Raw genomic sequence first — 18033 nt, forward strand, 5'->3', positions numbered from 1 at the left:
ACGGAACCCGAGCGACCAGGTTACTTTTTGGTCATCTCGATCGGGACCGCCGGCAGGGGCCGACAGAATTGGGGCGGATATAAGCTCCGGGACACCACGATGAAAAGCCCGGCCATGGGAATGGCCGGGCTGGATTTCGTGACCAGGCGAAGGGCGTCGGCCGCGGCGTCACGCAGCCGGCCGACCTCGCGATGTGCCTCTCAGGTGTGGAAGAACACGAACCACACGAGGCCCAGGACCAGCAGTGCCAGCCCCGTGGAGATGGCCAGCATCGCGAGGACCGACGGGCCGGGCTCGCCCTGCCGCGCTTCGGTTGGAGTTTCGACGATCTGCGACCCTCGTCTTGTTGCCATGGCGCCCTCAGCTCGCTGCTGTTCGATATCGAGCGCGGTATCGCGCTCCCTCACTTGCTCCCGTTGGCAACGTCGACCGCCAGATGATGTTCCGGGACGGACACGGCTGCGACCAGTTAACGCCGCTCTCAGAATCTGCAGCTACGCTTGTTGAATCCGGGGCCTGCGGTGTTATCCTCGCGGCAGCTACCGACAACTATGTCCGCAGCAGCCCGGTCCCGGGGGAGCACGCCCGTCAGTTTGCAGTTGAGTGGAGTTGAGGAATGGCCCCGCGCGCCAATTGGAAGGGTTTTCTGCGCCTGTCGCTCGTGACCTGTCCGGTCGCGCTCTATCCGGCGACGTCCGAGTCCGAGAAGGTCTCCTTCAACCAGATCAACCGCAAGACCGGCCACCGCATCAGATACAGCAGGGTCGACGCCGAGACCGGCGAGGAAGTCGCCAGCGACGACATCGTCAAGGGCTACAAGGTCGACACCGACACCTACATCGAGGTCACCAAGGACGAGCTCGACGACATCGCGCTGGAATCGACGCACACGATCGAGATCGACGAGTTCGTGCCGCGCACCGACATCGACAGCCGCTATCTGATCCGCCCCTATTACCTCGTGCCCGACGGCAAGGTCGGCCATGATGCCTTCGCGGTCATTCGCGAGACCATCCGCAGCATGGACAAGGTCGCGATCGGCCGTGTCGTGCTGACCAACCGCGAGCACATCATCGCGCTGGAGCCGCTCGGCAAGGGCCTGATGGGAACGCTGCTGCGCTACCCCTACGAGGTGCGCAGCGAGGACGAGTATTTCGACGACATCCAGGATGTGAAGATCACCGGCGACATGCTGGATCTCGCCAAGCACATCGTCGAGAAGAAATCGGCCGACTTCCAGCCGGAGACCTTCGAGGATCACTACGAGGCCGCGCTGATCGAGCTCATCAACAAGAAGCGCAGCGGCGTGACGATCGCCGCCAAGACCGCGCCGAAGTCGAGCGGCAACGTCATCAACCTGATGGACGCCCTGAAGCGCAGCCTTGCCGGCGAGGGTGACAAGGCGCCCGCCGCGGCCGCCCCCGCGCCGAAGGCCAAGGCCAAGAAGCCGAAGAAGCGCGTCGAAGGCCAGCGCGAGATGCTGCTGCCGATCAGCGGCAAGAAGGCCAAGGACGAGCCGAAGAAAGCCGAGGAGCCGAAGAAGTCGGACAAGACCGCGCGGACCACCGCACGCTCGCGCAAGGCCAGTTGAGAGCGACCTCCGAACCTTCGCACGGCGTACCAATCCTGTGCATCACGATCGCTCGGCGGCGAGTTCCGAGTGTTGCCGCGGGTTCGCCACCGCGTGTGGCGCCACCGCATTCCGATTGGCGCAGGAAATATCTGCGTTGGTCAGGTAAGTCGATCCGGCGATGGCGATCCGGCGATCAGGCGCGGATTCGTGATCGTTTCGACATCACTTGGATGCTTGCGGAATGATCACGTCGCGCCTAGCTCTGCCCCGCGGGATGGTGATCCGGGCGTCAGCTTCCTGACGGAAGATCGATGTGCCTGATGGGTCGGGACGACGCTGGCGAAGTCGTCCCAGCCGCACGACGCGGCGTATCAAGGGGATGTGGATGTTTCAGCACGATGCGGACCAACGCCGGGCGCAGTACGCCTAGCGATGGCACGGGTTCAGCTGTCCGAGCTCTCCGCTTTCGCAGCCGTCGCGGATTCGTTGAGCTTCACCAAGGCGGCCGCTCATCTCGGCTGCTCCTTGCCGACCATCAGCCAGACCATCAAGAGCCTCGAGGAGCGGCTGGACGTCAGGCTGTTCAACCGGACGACGCGCAGCGTGGCCCTCACCGAGGCCGGCGAGCGCCTGCTGGCGGAGATCCAGCCGATTCTCGAACGGGTCGACCAGGCCATCGAGAGCATCAACGCGTTCCGCGACAAGCCGATGGGCACCCTGCGCCTGACCGTATCGCGTGTGTTCGCCGTGAGAGGGCTCGGGCCCCTGATCAGGTCGTTCCTGGCCGAATACCCGGACATCCATATCGAACTGGCTGTCGACGACACCAACAGTGACATCGTGCGCAATCGCTTTGATGCCGGCATCAGATCCGGACACCGGGTGGAGCGCGACATGAAGGTCATCCGCGTGTTCGACGAGTGCAGCTTCGTTGCGGTTGCTGCCCCCGGCTATCTCGCGGCGCATCCCGCGCCGGCCGTTCCCGAGGATCTCCAGGCCCATAACTGCATCCGGCATCGGGTCCCTGCCGACGATACGCTGCAGCCCTGGATCTTCGAAAAGGGCGGCGAGCGCACCGAGATTGCCGTGGACGGCTCTCTTATCGTCAACGACTTCGATCTCGCGCTGAATGCCGCGCTCGACGGCATCGGCGTTGCTTATCTGGTCGAGCCGATGATCGAGTCGCATCTGGCCGAAGGACGGCTGATGCGGCTGCTGCCCGGCTGGCGCTACGCGACGCCCGGACTGTTCCTGTACCATCCGAGCCGCCGGCAACCGCCGATGCCGCTGCAGGTCTTTCTCGACTTCGTCAAGCGCTGGCGCAGCGGCGTCACGCTGGACGCAATGTCGCGCGCGGCGGATTACGATGCACGCGGGTTGGTAGCAGCGACGTCACACCGAGCGTCGATGCACGTCGAGCCCAACCGCCGTTGATATTTCACGTGTGGCCTGAGAATCTTCGCGCGTCACCGACGGCGCCGCGGAAGCACAATGACGTGCGCAGTTTGCGCTGAGCGCCCGGGATTGTTCGGGATTCCCATCTAGCCTATTCACGATTATCACCATTAACAAATCGACACCGCGAGGCCAAAACCGCGGCGTCACTGCGTCGATGCTGGTGCGTGCGAGCAGCGTGTTAACGACGATCGAGTGGGCTTCGAACAAGGCAGAGCACATTCATCAAATCGAAATTGGCTCATGCACACTTCATTCAACCATTCCGCCGGTCGCGCCGATCGAGCCGTCGTCGGAATCAGAGGTGTGAGAGCGGCAATCTGGCGAAGCCAGAGGCGACACGCGGGGGGCCGTGTGCATCGCCGTCAACCGGAGAAACGGAAATGAAGACGTTGAGGGGCCTGCTTCTCGGAACGGGAGCAGTGATACTGTCCGCCGCTGCGGCTCAGGCCGCGGATCTTCCGCTGAAGGCCAAGGCCGTCGAATATGTGAAGGTGTGCTCGCTCTACGGCACGGGCTTCTACTACATTCCCGGCACCGACACCTGCATCAAGCTCGGCGGCTATCTGCGTGCCGAGACCGCGCTGTGGACCAACAGCAACTATGGTGGCGCCTATTCGGGGCAGGCCGGCGCCGACAACCGCCTGAGCAATCGCTACCAGACTCGCTCGCGCCAGGATCTGAACATCGATACACGCACCGCGACCGAATATGGCGTGGTGCGCACCTACTTCGAAACCGTGCTGAACTGGACCTCGGGCTCCTACGGCGGCACCGGCGCCGGCGCGACGTCCTACACCGGCGACGCCATCTCGGGCGGCATCGTCGGCGTCTACTACGCCTTCATCCAGTTCGCCGGCTTCACGATGGGCAAGGCGGTGTCGACCTTCGACGCGCCCTGGACCAATTATCCCGGCAACAATTTCGACGGCCTGGTCGGCGGCAGCGGCTCCAACAACGGCGTCAACCAGTTCACCTACACCGCCGATTTCGGCCAGGGCATCACCGCCGCGATCTCGCTGGAAGACCAGACGCAGTTCTTCACCACCAACATCTGGAACACCTCCGGCATCACCGCGGCCGGCGTGCTCGGTGGCAACTACGGCTCGAGCGCCTTCGGCGGCACCGTCGCGCCCGACATCATCGGCATGGTTCGCGTCGACCAGGCCTGGGGCATCTTCCAGGCATCGTTCGCCGCGCATGACAATCATGCGGCCTATTACGGTGCGACCGAGACCTCGGGTCATCCCTCCGACAAGTGGGGCTGGGCCGCGCAACTGGCGCTGTCCATCAAGAACATCCCCACCGGTCCGGGCGACGTCGTCAACCTGCAGGCGGTCTACACCGACGGCGCGAGCCGCTACAACTTCCAGAGCCTCGCCAACACGACCTATTCGATGTACGGCAGCACGGGCGTGGCCGGCGCCTATCAGAGCATCGGCTTCGCCGGCGTCGGCGACGCGGTGTTCGGCACCGGCACGGGCCTGTCGACCGTGCAGACCTGGGGCATGCGCGGCGCCTTCACCCACAATTGGGATCCGCGCTGGAATACGGCGCTGTATGGCGCCTATGCCCAGGTGAAGTATGGTCAGACGGGCTCGGCTCTCGTCTGCGCCGGCATTGCCGCCACTGGCATGCTCACGGCGGGCTCGACCTGCAATCCCGACTTCAATCTCGGTCAGATCGGCCTCATCACCCGATGGACGCCGGTCAAGGGCCTGACCTTCTCGGCCGACGTGACCTACAGCCACCTCGACCAGAAATTCTCGGGCACGGCGATTGCTCCGGCCGTCACGAGCACGGCCAAGCCGGCCGCGACCTACCAGCTCAAGGACCAGGACACGGTGAGCATGCTGCTGCGCGCCCAGCGTAACTTTTGAAGCTGGGCCGTTGAACCTCTGACCGCTCGACGAGCTTCCGGCGATGCCCCCGCCGGAAGCTTCGTTCGTGGAGACGAGCGGCGCGTCGCGAGGGATGGGGCGAAATGCGGCAGGCGTCGTGCGGGTCACGACGCCTGTGACTTGTCGGACCGCGATGATCGCAGCGCTGACCTGATCGCGCGGCGGCGTGACCGGCCGGCTACTTGATCGAGGTGTTGATCGCGGTGAACTTGCTGCTCAGCCCCGAGCCCAGGCCATTCACGGCCGCCAGGATCACGATGCTCAATCCACCGGCAATGATGGCGTATTCGATCGAGGTCGCGCCAGCCTGATTCTTCAGGAAGCTCGCAATCAACTGCCGCATCTACCTCTCCGGTCGGGCTCGATCATGGGATCGCGCCGGAACGGCGCGCGCAGGCCGGGACGGACGCCCCAGCGAAAACCCTCGGTCATCCGCTTGAACAATCAGTTAACCCGATCAGGTACCTGGCGGGCCCGCCGCGCCGGCCCCCGGCCCCGCCCTTGCTCTCTGATCCGGCACGCAGCCGCGCCGCCGACTGATCCGCAAACATTTGGATTGATTGAGCTTTATTTCTGCTTGCCACGCCTTCGGCAGGCCGGCCCGGCGATCGCCGAGCTCGGCCCTTGCCCGGACATATTGAGAAAAAATTCGGTCGGCCCCGGGGGAGGCCGGCCGCATGATCTGCGTCAACGGCCATGGCGTGGACGGGCTTAAGGGGTATCTTGGCCGCCATGAGCACAACAGATTCCGCCCGTCCCCAGCTCAAGATCCGCAGCGTCGCGCTCGACACCGGCCGCGAGAACGTGGTCGTGATCTCCCGACGCTCGAAGGCGTTGCGGCCCGAGGTCTTCCGCGGCTTCAGCCGCGTCGAGCTGCGCTGCAACTCGCGGACGCTGCTGGCGACCCTCCTGATCACCGACGACGATGCGCTGGTCGGCCCCGACGAGATCGGCCTGTCGGAGCCGGCGATGCGGCGCTTCGCGGAAGCCGCCGGCACGCTGGCGACGGTGTCGCCGGCGACCCCGCCCGAGAGCCTGGAAGCGGTGCGTGCCAAGATCCGCGGCGAGACCCTGAGCGACCAGGCGATCGCGGCCGTGATCGACGACCTCGCCCACTACCGCTACTCGGACATGGAGATCGCCGCCTTCCTGATCGGCTCAGCCAGCTTCATGAGCTCCGGCGAGCTGCTGGCGCTGACCCGCGCGATGGCCAATGCCGGCACGCAGTTGAAATGGCCCGAGCCGGTCGTGGTCGACAAGCACTGCATCGGCGGCATCCCCGGCAACCGCACCTCGATGGTGGTGGTGCCGATCGTCGCCGCCCACGGCCTGACCATTCCAAAAACCTCGTCGCGCGCGATCACCTCGCCGGCCGGCACCGCCGATACGATGGAGGTGCTGGCGCGGGTGAATGTCGGCGCCGACGAGATGAAGTCGATCGTTGCGGCCTGCAATGGCTGCATGATCTGGGGCGGCCACGTCAATCTGTCGCCGGCCGACGACGTCCTGATCTCGGTCGAGCGCCCGCTCAGCCTCGACACCCGTGAGCAGATGGTCGCCTCGATCCTGTCGAAGAAGCTGGCCGCCGGCTCGACGCATCTGCTGCTCGACCTGCCGGTCGGGCCGACCGCCAAGCTCACCAGCGGCGCGGAGGCGATGCGGCTGCGCAAGCTGTTCGAATTCGTCGGCGACCGGTTCGGGCTCAAGGTCGAGGTGATCACGACCGACGGCCGCCAGCCGATCGGCAACGGCATCGGCCCCGTGCTGGAGGCGCGTGACGTGATGGCGGTGCTGGGCAACGAGCCGTCGGCGCCTGCGGACCTGCGCGAGAAGTCGCTGCGGCTCGCCGCGCATCTGCTCGAATATGATCCGAAGCTGCGCGGCGGCGCCGGCTACAACAGGGCGCGCGAGCTGCTCGACAGCGGCGCGGCGCTCAGGCAGATGCTGAAGATCATCGATGCCCAGGGGCCACCGGAATGCCGCAGCGAGCTCGGCGATCTCGCCTTCGACGTCAAGGCCGAGCACGACGGCATCGTCTCCGCGATCGACTGCCTGCGGCTCAATCGCCTGGCGCGTACCGCCGGCGCGCCGGTGAACAAGGGCTCCGGGATCATGCTGTTCAAGAAGATCGGCGATCGCGTCGACCAGGGTGAGCCACTTTATCGCGTGTTCACCTGCGATCCGTCGGAGCATGATCTGGCCGCAGCCGCAGCCGCCGCCAACCACGGCTATGGCTTCGCCGACGGCGCGAATGGTCGTTCGTGATGAACCGTCAGCAATCGTCGATCCAGAGTTCTCGGGAGACCGCCGCATGAGTGTGACCGTTCGCTTCTGCGGGGCCGCGCATACCGTGACCGGGTCGTGCTGTCTGGTGCGGAGCGGCAAGAGCCAGTTCCTGATCGATTGCGGCCTGTTCCAGGGACAGAAGACGCTGAAGGAGCTCAACTACGGCGACTTTCCGTTCCGTCCCGCCGACATCGACGCGGTGCTGCTGACGCATGCGCATATCGACCATAGCGGCCTGCTGCCGAAGCTGGTGCGCATGGGCTTCGACGGCAAGATCTTCGCCACCCGCGGCACCATCGATCTCTGCTCATGGATGCTGCCCGATGCCGGCAACATCCAGGAGCAGGAGGTGCTGGCGCTGAACCGCCGCAACATCGCGCGCGGCCGCGGCGAGGTCAGCCCGATCTATACCCAGGCCGACGCCATCGCGGCGATGCAATACTTTCAGCCGGTCGCCTATGAGACCTGGACCGACATCGTGCCGGGCGTTCGCGCCCGCTACTGGAATGCCGGGCATCTGCTGGGCTCGGCCTCGATCGAGATCGAATTCGCAGGACAAGGCGCCGACGGCGGGCCGCTGCGGCTGCTCGCCTCCGGCGATGTCGGGCCCGACGCCAAGCTGCTGCAGCCGGACCCGAAAGCGCCCGAAGGTTTCGACTACGTGATCTCGGAGGCCACCTATGGCGACCGCATTCGCGAGCCGACCACGCCGGAGCTGCGCCGCGGCCGTCTGGCCGGCGAGGTGCGCGACGCGGCAGCAGCCAAGGGCGCGCTGTTGATCCCGGCCTTCGCGGTCGAACGGACGCAGGAGCTGATCGTCGATCTGGTCGGCCTGATGGAGCGCGGCGAGATTCCGGCCGCACCGGTGTTCCTGGATTCGCCGCTTGCGATCCACGCCACCGAGGTGTTCCGCGCGCATACCGAGAGCCTCGACGGCGGCAGCGATGTCGGCCGTCTGCTGTCGTCGTCGCATCTGCGCTTCACCGAGACCGTCGATGAAAGCAAGGCGATCGCCAAGCTGACCGGCTTCCACATCATCATCGCCGCCAGCGGCATGTGCGATGCCGGTCGCATCCGCCACCATCTCAAGCGCTGGCTGTGGAACAACCGCGCCACCGTGCTGCTGGTCGGCTACCAGGCCAACGGCACGCTGGGGCGCTTCCTTCAGGACGGCGTCAAGGCGGTGCGCATCCAGGGCGAGGAGATCAAGGTCGCGGCGCGCATCCGCATGATGGACGACTATTCCGGCCACGCCGACGGCACCGAGATCGCCCGCTGGATCGCGGCCCGCCGTCCGATCGCGCGCGGCCTGTTCCTGTCCCATGGCGAGGAGGCCGCGATCACGGCGCTGGCAGCACGCGTCGCCGAGCGCATCGTGCCGACCGCGAAAGTGTTCTCCCCCCTGCTCGACGACGTCTACGAGCTGACGACCGCGGTGCCGACGCCGCTCGACGTCGCACGCCGGCGACGGCTGGCGCCGGAGGCGGTCACCCGGCTGGACTGGCACAACGACATGTCGGGCCTGCTGCTCGACATCCACGAGCGGATCGAGCAGGCCGCTGACGACCGCGCCCGCGGCGTCATCATCCGCCGCCTGCGCCGGGCGCTGGAAGAGTGATGCGAGCGGCGCCGCCGCGAAGGCTGCGCGCCTGCGATGTTCGTCGTCGAACGGTCACACTTTGATCGCACCCTGAGGACGATCAGGTGCGGTGCGAAGCTCGCAGACGGCGACGCTCCTGCAGCTTGTGCATATTGAAACACACAACGTGCCGACGGCTGGTCTCCGGGAGCTGTTCTGATAGGCTCGGCACGTGGTTCATAACAACGGAACGATCCGGGTGAACCGGGCGCAGGTGGGGAAACGAGGGGCTCTCACATGCATCAACCATCGAAATGGTGGGCGGGACTGATCGCTGTTGCCGTGCTGTGGCTCGCCGCCATGAGCTTCAAGACGGCTGATGTCGAGGACGACATTGCGCCGCGAGTCCGCGCCGCCATTGCCGCCGCCGTCCCCGATACGGCCGCAGCGCTCAAGGTCTCGGTCGCGGGCCGCGACGTTCGCATCGCAGGGCCGGAGTTCAGTCCCGACCAGTCGACGAAACTGGCAGACGCCGCCACGGTCAATGGCGTCCGGCTCGTCGACGGTACCTACGACAAGCTGCCGACACCGAAGCCCTATGCTTTCCGCGCCACGCGAAACGGCGGCCAGCTCGTGCTCGAAGGCGCGGTGCCGACGCCCGCCGTTCGCAATGCCGTGCTCAATGCCGTCCGTTCGTCCGGCGGTGAGGTGGTCGATCGCCTCTCCTATGCACTGGGGGCTCCGGCCGACTTCGCGGCCATCGCAAGCCACGGAGCGGTCCAGGCCGCCAAGCTCAATGGCGGCACGTTCGCGCTCGCGGACAAGGCCTATTCGATCGCAGGCGCCGCCGCCTCATCGGACGTCTACGAGGCCGGCGTCGCCGCGACGCGGCAGCTGCCGGGCGGCGCCGTGCTCGACAAAATGGCGATCCTGCCGCCGGAGGCAAAGCCCTTCATCTGGAGCGCGGTCCGCGAGGGCAACACGCTGGTGATGTCCGGCGTCGTCCCGAACGACGACATCAGGCGCGCGCTCGAGGCCGCCGCGACCAAGGCCTGGCCCGGCACGTCGGTGATGCATCAGATGCAGATCGCACGCGGCGCGCCTGACGGTGATTTCGGTGCCTACACGTCCTACGCGCTTGCGGAGCTCGCCAGGCTGAGCACGGGCCGCGTCGTCATCTCCGACGCCACCTACGCGATCTCGGGCGAAGCACCCTCGACCGCCGCCTACGACGAAACGATGGCCGGCGTCGGCAAGCTGCCGGCCGGGCTGACCTTGGCCAAGGCCGACATTCTGCCGCCGGAGATCAAGCCCTATCGCTGGTCGGCGGAGTTCGACGGCACCGGCCTGAGCCTCACAGGTCTCGCGCCGAGCGCGACCGCCCGCGAGGCGATGCTGGCCTCTGCCAGCGGACAGTTCGACGGCAAGCCGATCAAGAGCCAGATCGGCATCGCCCGCGGCGCCCCCGATGGCGACGTTGCCAAAGCGAGCGCGAGCCTGCTGCAGCAGCTCGCCAAGCTTGCGCAGGGGCGCGCCGAGATCAACGACACCCAGGTCTCGCTCAGGGGCGTGGGACTCGCCAATGTCACCGGCGCGACCGTGCGCGAGCAACTGGCCGGCGCCCTGCCCGCGCCGTTCGCGCTCGCATCCATCGACGTCCGCGACGGCCCGGTCTCGCCCTACGCGTTCGGACTGCAGAAGCAGGATGGCCGTGTCAGGCTGAGCGGCTACGTGCCTGATGATGCCGCCCGCCGCGATCTCGTCGACGCCGCCACGACGACCTTCATCACCGAGACGGTCGAGGACGGCCTGAAGATCGGCGACGGTGCGCCAAAGGATTACGTGCAGTCGCTGAAGGCGACGTTCCCGGCGCTGGCGCGGCTGTGGTCCGGCGCGCTGACGGCGAAGGATGCGGCGATCACGGTCGACGGGCTCGCCATCTACGACAAGTCGGCCGAGCAGGTCCGCAAGGAGCTCGCCGACGCGGTCGGCAGCGGCTTCAAGCTCGACGACGTCAAGATCGGCCTCAAGCCGGAAGGCCCACCATTGGCGGTCGCGGAGTGCCAGCCGGCGTTCAACGGGCTGCTCGCCAAGGGCCGCATCCGCTTCAGCACCGGCAGCGCCGAGCTGAGCCGCGCCTCGCTGGCGCTGCTCGACCACCTGATCGAGGTTGCGCAGCGCTGCAAGGACGCCGAGATCGCGATCGAGGGCCACACCGACAATGTCGGGGACGAAGCTGACAACATGGACCTCTCGAAGCGCCGGGCGGCGGCGGTGGTCGGCTATATCGGCGACGCCGGCATCGACACCTCGCGCATGACCTCGGAGGGCTACGGCCAGAACAAGCCGGTCGCCTCCAACGACACGGCCGAAGGCCGCGCGCAGAACCGCCGCATCGAATTCGTCGTCAAGTGAGGCGCTGACATCATGATGTACGACCTTGCGACATTTCCGTTCTGGATCATCCTCGCCGCCGGCATCGGCGGCTTTGTCGGCTGGCGCACCTGGTCGGACGAGCCGCGGCCGGACTGGCTGAGAAGCTGGCTGCTGCCGGCGACGCTCGCCCTTGTCATCGGGATCCTGATGGCGCTGCTGAGCGTGCTGCCCGGACGTGCCGGCCTGTGGCTCGAGGTCGGCCTGCTGATGGTCGGCGCCTATGTGCTCGGCTGCCTGATCGGCGGACAGCTCAAGGAATATGTCGGGCTGGGTGACACCAGTGCGATGTCGCCGGGCGGTCCTGGAAACAGCGTCGCGTTCGCCGGCGCAACCGCGGCGGCTCGTCCTTGGGCGGACAGCCCTTCCCCGGCTGCGCAAGCTGCAGCCAGCGTCGAGGCCGACCGCCTCGCCACTGAAGCTGCCGCAAAGGCTGAAGCCGAACGTGTTGCGGCCGAAGCCGCTGCAAGGGCGGAGGCCGAGCGGCTGGCCGCCGAGACGGCCGCAAAGGCCGAGGCTGAGCGGCTCGCCGCGGAAGCCGCGGCAAGGGCCGAGGCTGATCGTCTGGCGGCTGAAGCCGCAGCGAAGGCCGAAGCCGAACGTCTCGCTGCCGAGGCGGTGGCGAAGGCCGAGTCCGATCGCCTTGCTGCGGGGGCCGCCGCGAAAGCCGAAGCCGACCGCCTCGCTGCGGAAGCCGCCGCGAAAGCAGAGGCCGATCGTGTTGCGGCAGAAGCGGCTGCGAAGGCCGAAGCTGAACGCTTGGCCGCCGAAGCAGCGGCGAAAGCCGAAGCGGACCGTCTTTCGGCGGAGGCCGTTGCGAAGGCCGCGGCGGAAGCTCAGCGTCTCGCGGCCGAAGCGACCGCCAAGGCCGAGGCCGATCGCCTGGCCGCCGAAGCGGCCGCACGGGCGGAAGCCGATCGCCTCGCCGCGGACGCCGAGGCGGAACGGCTCGCCGCCGAGGTGGCCGCATCAGCGGCCCCGGAGAGCCCGGCCGCGGCCGACGACAGACCGCCGGCCCTGCCCGCCCCCGAGGGCGCCGCGGACGATCTCAAGCTCATCAAGGGCATCGGACCCAAGAACGAGCGCATCCTGAACGACATCGGCGTGCATCATTTCAGCCAGATCGCGGCGTGGTCGCCAGCGCATGCCGACTGGGTCGGCCATCACATGGCCTTCCCCGGCCGGATCGAGCGCGAGCATTGGATCGCGCAGGCCAAGCTGCTCGCGGCCGGCCTCGACACCGCGCATTCCAGCGCGGTGAAGTCCGGCGCGATCACCATCGACGAACACGCCGACACGCCGCTGAGCGAGGACGAGGCGAGCTACCTCCTGGCCCACCTGCCGGCGCTGATGCCGCCCGTCGAGAACGAAGACGCCCATGGCGGCGCCCGCCCGCTCGGGCTCGTCGCGCCGCGCGGCGGCCAGGCCGACGATCTCAAGCTGATCAAGGGCATCGGCAAGCAGAACGAGGCGCGGCTGCACGGCCTCGGCATCTGGCATTTCGCGCAGATCGCGGCCTGGACCGCCGAGCACGCCAAATGGGTCGGCTCGTATCTGGCGTTCGCAGGACGGATCGAGCGCGAGCAATGGATCAGCCAGGCCAGGGAGCTGGCGAGCGGCGGCACGACCGAATTCGCGAAACGCGTCGAGGCCGGTCTGGTGAAGTCATCGCTCGACGATGGCTCGCGCGGGCAGGACAACATCGAAATCGTTCAGCCGCGCGAGTAGCTGCGCCGACGGGCGAACCGTAGGGTGGGCAAAGGCGCTGTCGCGCCCTCGCCTCACGCGCGCTCGTGGTGGCGCCGTGCTCACCGTCTCGCCGCGGCCGTGCTGGACGATGGTGGGCACGGCGCGCGACAGCGTGCTTCGCAGGGCTGTCCTGCCGGGCGCCTTTGCCCACCCTACGGCCCTATTCCGCCAGCTCCACGGCCTCATTCCGCGACGGGCCGGCCAGCGGCCGCTCCTCCATCAGCATCATGCAGACGGAGGCGCAGGCGAGCATCGCGGTGGCCGCGGCATAGACGAAGCGGAAGGCATGGATCATGTCGGCTTCCGCAATGCCGCTGACGGCGCCATGAGCGCCCTCTGCCAGCGAGATGTCGGCGCCCAGCGCCATCAGCAGGATGGCGCTGAAGGCCGCGACCGTGAACGAGGACATCATCGAGCGGAAGAAGTTCATCGCGCCGGTGATGGTGCCGATCTGGGAGCGGTCCACCGCGTTCTGCAGCGACACCACCGAGATCGGGAACGCAGTGCCAAGCCCGATGCCGTAGATCGACAGCAGCACCATCAGCACCCATAGCGACGGCGTCGTCACCGTCATGACCGCGGCGGCGATGGTGCCGATGATCGTGCCCACGATGGCGACGCGCTTGTAGTGCTTGACCCGGGCCATGGTACGACCGGCAATCGCGGCACCGAAGGTCGAGATCGCCGCGATCGGAATCAGGCCGAGGCCGGCCTGGCTCGGGGTCAAATGATAGACCAGCTCGTAGTACAGCGGCAGATGGACCGTGAGCCCGATCAGCGCGCCGAGGGCGCAGCCGCTGGCCAGCATGCCGTAGGGCACGACCGTGCCGCCCATCAGCGACAGCGGCAGGAATGGCTCATCGGCCCGCTTGGCGTGCCAGACGAAGGCTAAGCCCAGCGCCACCGCGCTGCCGATCATCGCGAGCAGCGTGGGCGACAGCCAAGCCAGCTTGTGCCCGCCCCAGGTCAGCACCAGCATGAACACGACGGCCGAGGCCATCAGCAGCAGGCCACCGGCCCAGTCGACCTTGCGCAGCCGGTGATAGACCGGCAGCCGGCCCATCTTGGGCAGCAGCAGTGCGAGCGCGGCGATCGCGAGCGGGACGTTGATCCAGAAGATCATCGACCAGTGCAGATGGTCGGCGAAGAAGCCGCCGATCACCGGCCCGAGCAGGCCGGCCAGCAGCCAGACGCCGCTGAAATAGGCCTGATACTGGCCGCGCTCGCGCGGGCTGACGACGTCGGAGATCACGGTTTGGACCACCGGCATGATGCCGCCGCCGCCGAGCCCCTGCAGGCCGCGGGCAAGGATCAGCACCGGCATGTTCGGTGCCAGCGCGCAGACCACCGAGCCGACCACGAACAGGCTGAGCGCGGTGATGATCATGGAGCGGCGGCCATAGATATCGCACAGCGTGCCGAACACCGGCGCCACCGCGGTCGACGCCAGCAGGTAGGCCGTGATCACCCAGGACAGGTTGGTCACGTCCTGGAACTCGCGGCCGATGGTCGGCAGCGCCGTCGCCACGATGGTCTGGTCGAGCGCGGCCAGGAACATCGTCAGCAGCAGGCTCATCAGGATGGTGCGCACCTCGGCCTGGGTCAGCGGCACCGGCGGCGCAAGCGACGGCGCATCCTCGATCGCCTGCACCTGCGGCGGAATGGCCGGCAGCTCGGCGGCAATCTCTTCAGGCAAGGACTGGGACGCGGCAGGGTAATGCGTCTGCCGATCAAACTTGTTCATGGGATGAATGCTGTGCCCGGGCGCGACATCGCCGCGCGGATTCGCCGACTGGCGAACTACTTAAGGCATAATTTTCCCGTGCGGCAGCGGGTCGGGTGCATGGGTGCATTCCGACAGCACGGGAACGGTCGCATCATCGTGACTTGCTGCGGGCGCGAGGTGATCGCGCTATTTCGGCCGACGCTTCAGCTTGGCCCGCTTCGGCAGCAGCACCGGCCACTGCACGATGTGGTCCTCGAGCTGGTCGTCCGGAACGTCCTCCTCGGTGCCCTCGACCCGGCCGCGCACCGAGACGCCGGCTTCATGTACCGTCTGAGGATCGCCCGAGATCAGAGGATGCCACCAGTAGAGATCGCGCCCCTCCGCCACGAGGCGGTAGCCGCAGCTCGGCGGCAGCCACGTCAGGGTGCGGACGTTCTCAGGTGTCAGGCGAACGCAATCCGACACCTGTTCAGAACGATTCGGGTAGTCCTTGCAGGCACATAGCCCGGCATCCAAGAGTTTGCAGGAAATGTGGGTGAAGTAGATGTCGCCGGTATCCTCGTCTTCCAGCTTCTCCAGGCAGCAGCGCCCGCAGCCATCGCAGAGGCTTTCCCATTCCGCCTCGGACATCTCTTCCAAGATCTTGGTTTTCCAGAACATTCCCTCCTGGCCCGAGGGACGTTTGAGCGGTGCGGTCATCGGGCGATTCTCAAAGAGGGCGTGTGGCGTGGCCGCCATCTAGGTGCCCGGCCCCGAGCCGCGCAAGGGGCTTTGCCGGCTTCAGCGGCACGTTAGCTTTGTGCATCAAATTGTGAGCGGAACCATTGGTTTGTGACCCCCGCTCGGCTAGATAGATGATTGAGTCACTCCGGCGGCGGCGCCGGCACGCGGCTTGGGGTCAGGTGCTCGGGTTCGGGCGGCTGACTGTGCGGTGCCATGGGTTTGCCGCAACAATCGCGCAAGACCCTTCGATGGCCCCCAGCCCACTTGCTGAGTGCTTTCGAAGCCAGCTGACACGCTTTCGAAACGACCAGGGTTCCCGTGCGGCAGATCATTCCAGACGATTGGAAGAAGCGGATCAACAATTTCCGCCTGGATCTCGACGCCCGCTTCGATTCGGCGCTGTTCTCCTCCCTGCGCGGCACCCGTGAGCTCTACGAGCGCTATTCCGCGTTCATGGACCGCTTCTATGTCGGCGGCTGGAAACGCTGGGTGTTCGTCGAGCCATTGTCGGAGGCCGCCACGATCGGACTCGGCGGCCTGGTGCTGATGCTGGCGCTCGCGATCCCTGCCTTCCGGGAGACCGCCGACGAGGACTGGCTGAAGAAGTCCGACCTCGCCGTCACCTTCCTCGACCGCTATGGCAACCCGATCGGCAGCCGCGGCATCAAGCACAACGACTCGATCCCGCTGGAGGACTTCCCGGACAATCTGATCAAGGCGACGCTCGCCACCGAGGACCGCCGCTTCTACGACCATTTCGGCATCGACATCGCCGGCACGGCGCGTGCCCTCGTCACCAACGCCCAGGCCGGCGGCGTCCGCCAGGGCGGCTCCTCGATCAGCCAGCAGCTCGCCAAGAACCTGTTCCTGTCCAACGAGCGCACCATCGAGCGCAAGGTCAACGAGGCGTTCCTGGCGATCTGGCTGGAAACCCGCCTGACCAAGAACGAGATCCTCAAGCTCTATCTCGACCGGGCCTATATGGGCGGCGGCACCTTCGGCGTCGACGGCGCGGCACACTTCTATTTCAACAAGTCGGTGCGCGACATCAACCTCGCCGAAGCCGCGATGCTGGCCGGCCTGTTCAAGGCGCCGACCAAGTTCGCCCCCCACATCAACCTGCCCGCCGCCCGCGCCCGCGCCAACGTCGTGCTCGACAACCTGGTCGATGCCGGCTTCATGACCGAGGGCCAGGTGTTCGGTGCCCGCCGCAACCCGGCGTTCGCGGTCGACCGCCGCGACGAGAGCTCGCCGAACTACTTCCTCGACTATGCGTTCGACGAGATGCGCAAGCTGGTCGACACGTTCCCGAAGTCCTACACCGAGCGCGTCTTCGTGGTGCGGACCTCGATCGACATGACCGTGCAGCATGCGGCCGACGAGGCGATCGAGAACCAGTTGCGCCAGTTCGGCCGCGACTATCACGCGACCCAGGCGGCAACGGTCGTTTCCGACCTGGACGGCGGCATCCGCGCCATGGTCGGCGGCCGCGACTACGGTGCCAGTCAGTTCAACCGCGCCGTCGACGCCTACCGGCAGCCGGGATCCTCGTTCAAGCCGTATGTCTACACCACCGCGCTGCTGAACGGCTTCAAGCCGACCTCGATCGTGGTCGACGGCCCGGTCTGCATCGGCAACTGGTGCCCGCAGAATTATGGCCATTCCTATTCGGGCTCGGTGACGCTGACGCAGGCGATCACCCGCTCGATCAACGTCGTGCCGGTCAAGCTGTCGATCGCGCTCGGCGGCAAGGAAGGTCCGAAGGCCGGCCGCGCCAAGATCATCGAGGTCGCGCGGCGCTTCGGCCTCAAGGCGCCGCTGCCCGACACCCCGTCGATGCCGATCGGCTCCGACGAGGTCACGGTGCTGGAGCATGCGGTCGCCTACGCGACCTTCCCGAACAAGGGCAAGGCGGTGACGCCGCATTCGGTGCTGGAGGTCCGTACCGGCGCCGGCGACCTGGTCTGGCGCTGGGACCGTGACGGGCCGAAGCCGAAGCAGGCGATCCCGGCCTCGGTTGCCGCCGACATGGCGGGCATGATGAGCCACGTCGTCAGCGAAGGCACCGCGCGCCGCGCCGCACTCGACGGCATTCCGACCGCCGGCAAGACCGGCACGACCAATGCGTATCGCGACGCCTGGTTCGTCGGCTACACCGGCAACTTCACCTGCGCGGTCTGGTACGGCAATGACGACTATTCGCCGACCAACCGCATGACCGGCGGCTCGCTGCCGGCGCAGACATGGCACGACATCATGCTCGCCGCGCATCAGGGCGTCGAGGTCAAGGAGCTGCCCGGCGTCGGCATGGGCGAGAAGCTGCCGCAGTCCGCGTCCGCCGCGATGGCACAGGCCGGCCAGCCGAAGACCCTGGAGATCAAGCCCGGTCCGCCGCCGATCCTGACCCGCCGCGGCGCCGAGGTGCTGGTTCAGGTCGAGAAGATGCTCGACGATGCCGCGCGCGTCGCCGAAAAGAGCGCGCCGGCGGATCCGCGCAAGCCCGCGAAGCCGGTCTCATCGAGCGCGCTCGCCTTCCCCGAGAACTACGCCGCGGCAACGGCCGACGGCGTCGCCACCCCTGCCCTGCGCAAGAACTGACGTCAGCGAT

Annotated in this window: 12 protein-coding genes; 8 read left to right on the forward strand and 4 right to left on the reverse strand. The window is 66.9% G+C overall.

The window, feature by feature from the left end:
* Positions 1 to 200: 200 nt before the first annotated feature.
* On the reverse strand, positions 201 to 353 hold the full coding sequence (locus tag QX128_RS23775) for a hypothetical protein (protein ID WP_009027687.1): 153 nt from the start codon (positions 351 to 353) through the stop codon (positions 201 to 203).
* Positions 354 to 616: 263 nt separating this feature from the next.
* On the opposite strand from QX128_RS23775, the gene QX128_RS23780 reads away from it, so the two are divergent.
* From QX128_RS23780 to QX128_RS23790, 3 genes are all read left to right on the forward strand, one after another.
* Positions 617 to 1591, forward strand: a complete 975-nt coding sequence (locus QX128_RS23780) for a Ku protein (RefSeq protein ID WP_316238679.1) — start codon at positions 617 to 619, stop codon at positions 1589 to 1591.
* Between the two features lie 414 nt (positions 1592 to 2005).
* Positions 2006 to 3007, forward strand: coding sequence for a LysR family transcriptional regulator (locus QX128_RS23785; RefSeq protein ID WP_315804192.1), 1002 nt, complete (start codon positions 2006 to 2008; stop codon positions 3005 to 3007).
* A gap of 404 nt (positions 3008 to 3411) precedes the next feature.
* Complete coding sequence (locus tag QX128_RS23790) at positions 3412 to 4908, forward strand: porin (RefSeq protein ID WP_316218083.1); 1497 nt, start codon at positions 3412 to 3414, stop codon at positions 4906 to 4908.
* Positions 4909 to 5107: 199 nt separating this feature from the next.
* Here the strand turns inward: QX128_RS23790 and QX128_RS23795 are convergent, their stop codons facing one another.
* Positions 5108 to 5272 (reverse strand): Flp family type IVb pilin, encoded by a 165-nt coding sequence (locus tag QX128_RS23795; protein WP_315716136.1) that lies wholly within the window; start codon positions 5270 to 5272, stop codon positions 5108 to 5110.
* Between the two features lie 389 nt (positions 5273 to 5661).
* Between QX128_RS23795 and QX128_RS23800 the strand changes: the two genes are divergently transcribed.
* The 4 genes from QX128_RS23800 (at position 5662) to QX128_RS23815 (ending at position 12955) form a co-directional block, all read left to right on the forward strand.
* Complete coding sequence (locus QX128_RS23800; protein WP_316218084.1) at positions 5662 to 7194, forward strand: thymidine phosphorylase family protein; 1533 nt, start codon at positions 5662 to 5664, stop codon at positions 7192 to 7194.
* A gap of 46 nt (positions 7195 to 7240) precedes the next feature.
* Positions 7241 to 8833: an MBL fold metallo-hydrolase gene (locus tag QX128_RS23805; RefSeq protein WP_316238680.1), complete on the forward strand. Its 1593-nt coding sequence runs from the start codon at positions 7241 to 7243 to the stop codon at positions 8831 to 8833.
* 258 nt (positions 8834 to 9091) lie between these two features.
* Complete coding sequence (locus tag QX128_RS23810; RefSeq protein WP_316238681.1) at positions 9092 to 11209, forward strand: OmpA family protein; 2118 nt, start codon at positions 9092 to 9094, stop codon at positions 11207 to 11209.
* A gap of 12 nt (positions 11210 to 11221) precedes the next feature.
* On the forward strand, positions 11222 to 12955 hold the full coding sequence (locus tag QX128_RS23815) for a cell envelope biogenesis protein TolA (RefSeq protein WP_316238682.1): 1734 nt from the start codon (positions 11222 to 11224) through the stop codon (positions 12953 to 12955).
* Positions 12956 to 13136: 181 nt separating this feature from the next.
* Here QX128_RS23815 and QX128_RS23820 read toward each other — a convergent pair whose 3' ends face one another.
* The gene (locus QX128_RS23820) at positions 13137 to 14720 is read right to left on the reverse strand and encodes an MDR family MFS transporter (protein ID WP_316238683.1); all 1584 of its coding nucleotides are present in this window, start codon (positions 14718 to 14720) and stop codon (positions 13137 to 13139) included.
* 168 nt (positions 14721 to 14888) lie between these two features.
* Positions 14889 to 15401 (reverse strand): YcgN family cysteine cluster protein, encoded by a 513-nt coding sequence (locus tag QX128_RS23825; protein ID WP_315804199.1) that lies wholly within the window; start codon positions 15399 to 15401, stop codon positions 14889 to 14891.
* Positions 15402 to 15743: 342 nt separating this feature from the next.
* On the opposite strand from QX128_RS23825, the gene QX128_RS23830 reads away from it, so the two are divergent.
* Positions 15744 to 18023, forward strand: a complete 2280-nt coding sequence (locus QX128_RS23830) for a PBP1A family penicillin-binding protein (RefSeq protein WP_315804200.1) — start codon at positions 15744 to 15746, stop codon at positions 18021 to 18023.
* Positions 18024 to 18033 lie beyond the last annotated feature (10 nt).

The sequence above is a fragment of the Bradyrhizobium sp. SZCCHNR1015 genome, assembly GCF_032489875.1.
Taxonomy (GTDB): domain Bacteria; phylum Pseudomonadota; class Alphaproteobacteria; order Rhizobiales; family Xanthobacteraceae; genus Bradyrhizobium.

Excerpts from the sequence above, each read along its gene's own strand:
- QX128_RS23775 (WP_009027687.1), bottom strand. The coding sequence starts at position 353 with ATGGCAACAAGACGAGGGTCGCAGATCGTCGAAACTCCAACCGAAGCG.
- QX128_RS23780 (WP_316238679.1), top strand. The coding sequence starts at position 617 with ATGGCCCCGCGCGCCAATTGGAAGGGTTTTCTGCGCCTGTCGCTCGTG.
- QX128_RS23785 (WP_315804192.1), top strand. The coding sequence starts at position 2,006 with ATGGCACGGGTTCAGCTGTCCGAGCTCTCCGCTTTCGCAGCCGTCGCG.
- QX128_RS23790 (WP_316218083.1), top strand. The coding sequence starts at position 3,412 with ATGAAGACGTTGAGGGGCCTGCTTCTCGGAACGGGAGCAGTGATACTG.
- QX128_RS23795 (WP_315716136.1), bottom strand. The coding sequence starts at position 5,272 with ATGCGGCAGTTGATTGCGAGCTTCCTGAAGAATCAGGCTGGCGCGACC.
- QX128_RS23800 (WP_316218084.1), top strand. The coding sequence starts at position 5,662 with ATGAGCACAACAGATTCCGCCCGTCCCCAGCTCAAGATCCGCAGCGTC.
- QX128_RS23805 (WP_316238680.1), top strand. The coding sequence starts at position 7,241 with ATGAGTGTGACCGTTCGCTTCTGCGGGGCCGCGCATACCGTGACCGGG.
- QX128_RS23810 (WP_316238681.1), top strand. The coding sequence starts at position 9,092 with ATGCATCAACCATCGAAATGGTGGGCGGGACTGATCGCTGTTGCCGTG.
- QX128_RS23815 (WP_316238682.1), top strand. The coding sequence starts at position 11,222 with ATGATGTACGACCTTGCGACATTTCCGTTCTGGATCATCCTCGCCGCC.
- QX128_RS23820 (WP_316238683.1), bottom strand. The coding sequence starts at position 14,720 with ATGAACAAGTTTGATCGGCAGACGCATTACCCTGCCGCGTCCCAGTCC.
- QX128_RS23825 (WP_315804199.1), bottom strand. The coding sequence starts at position 15,401 with ATGACCGCACCGCTCAAACGTCCCTCGGGCCAGGAGGGAATGTTCTGG.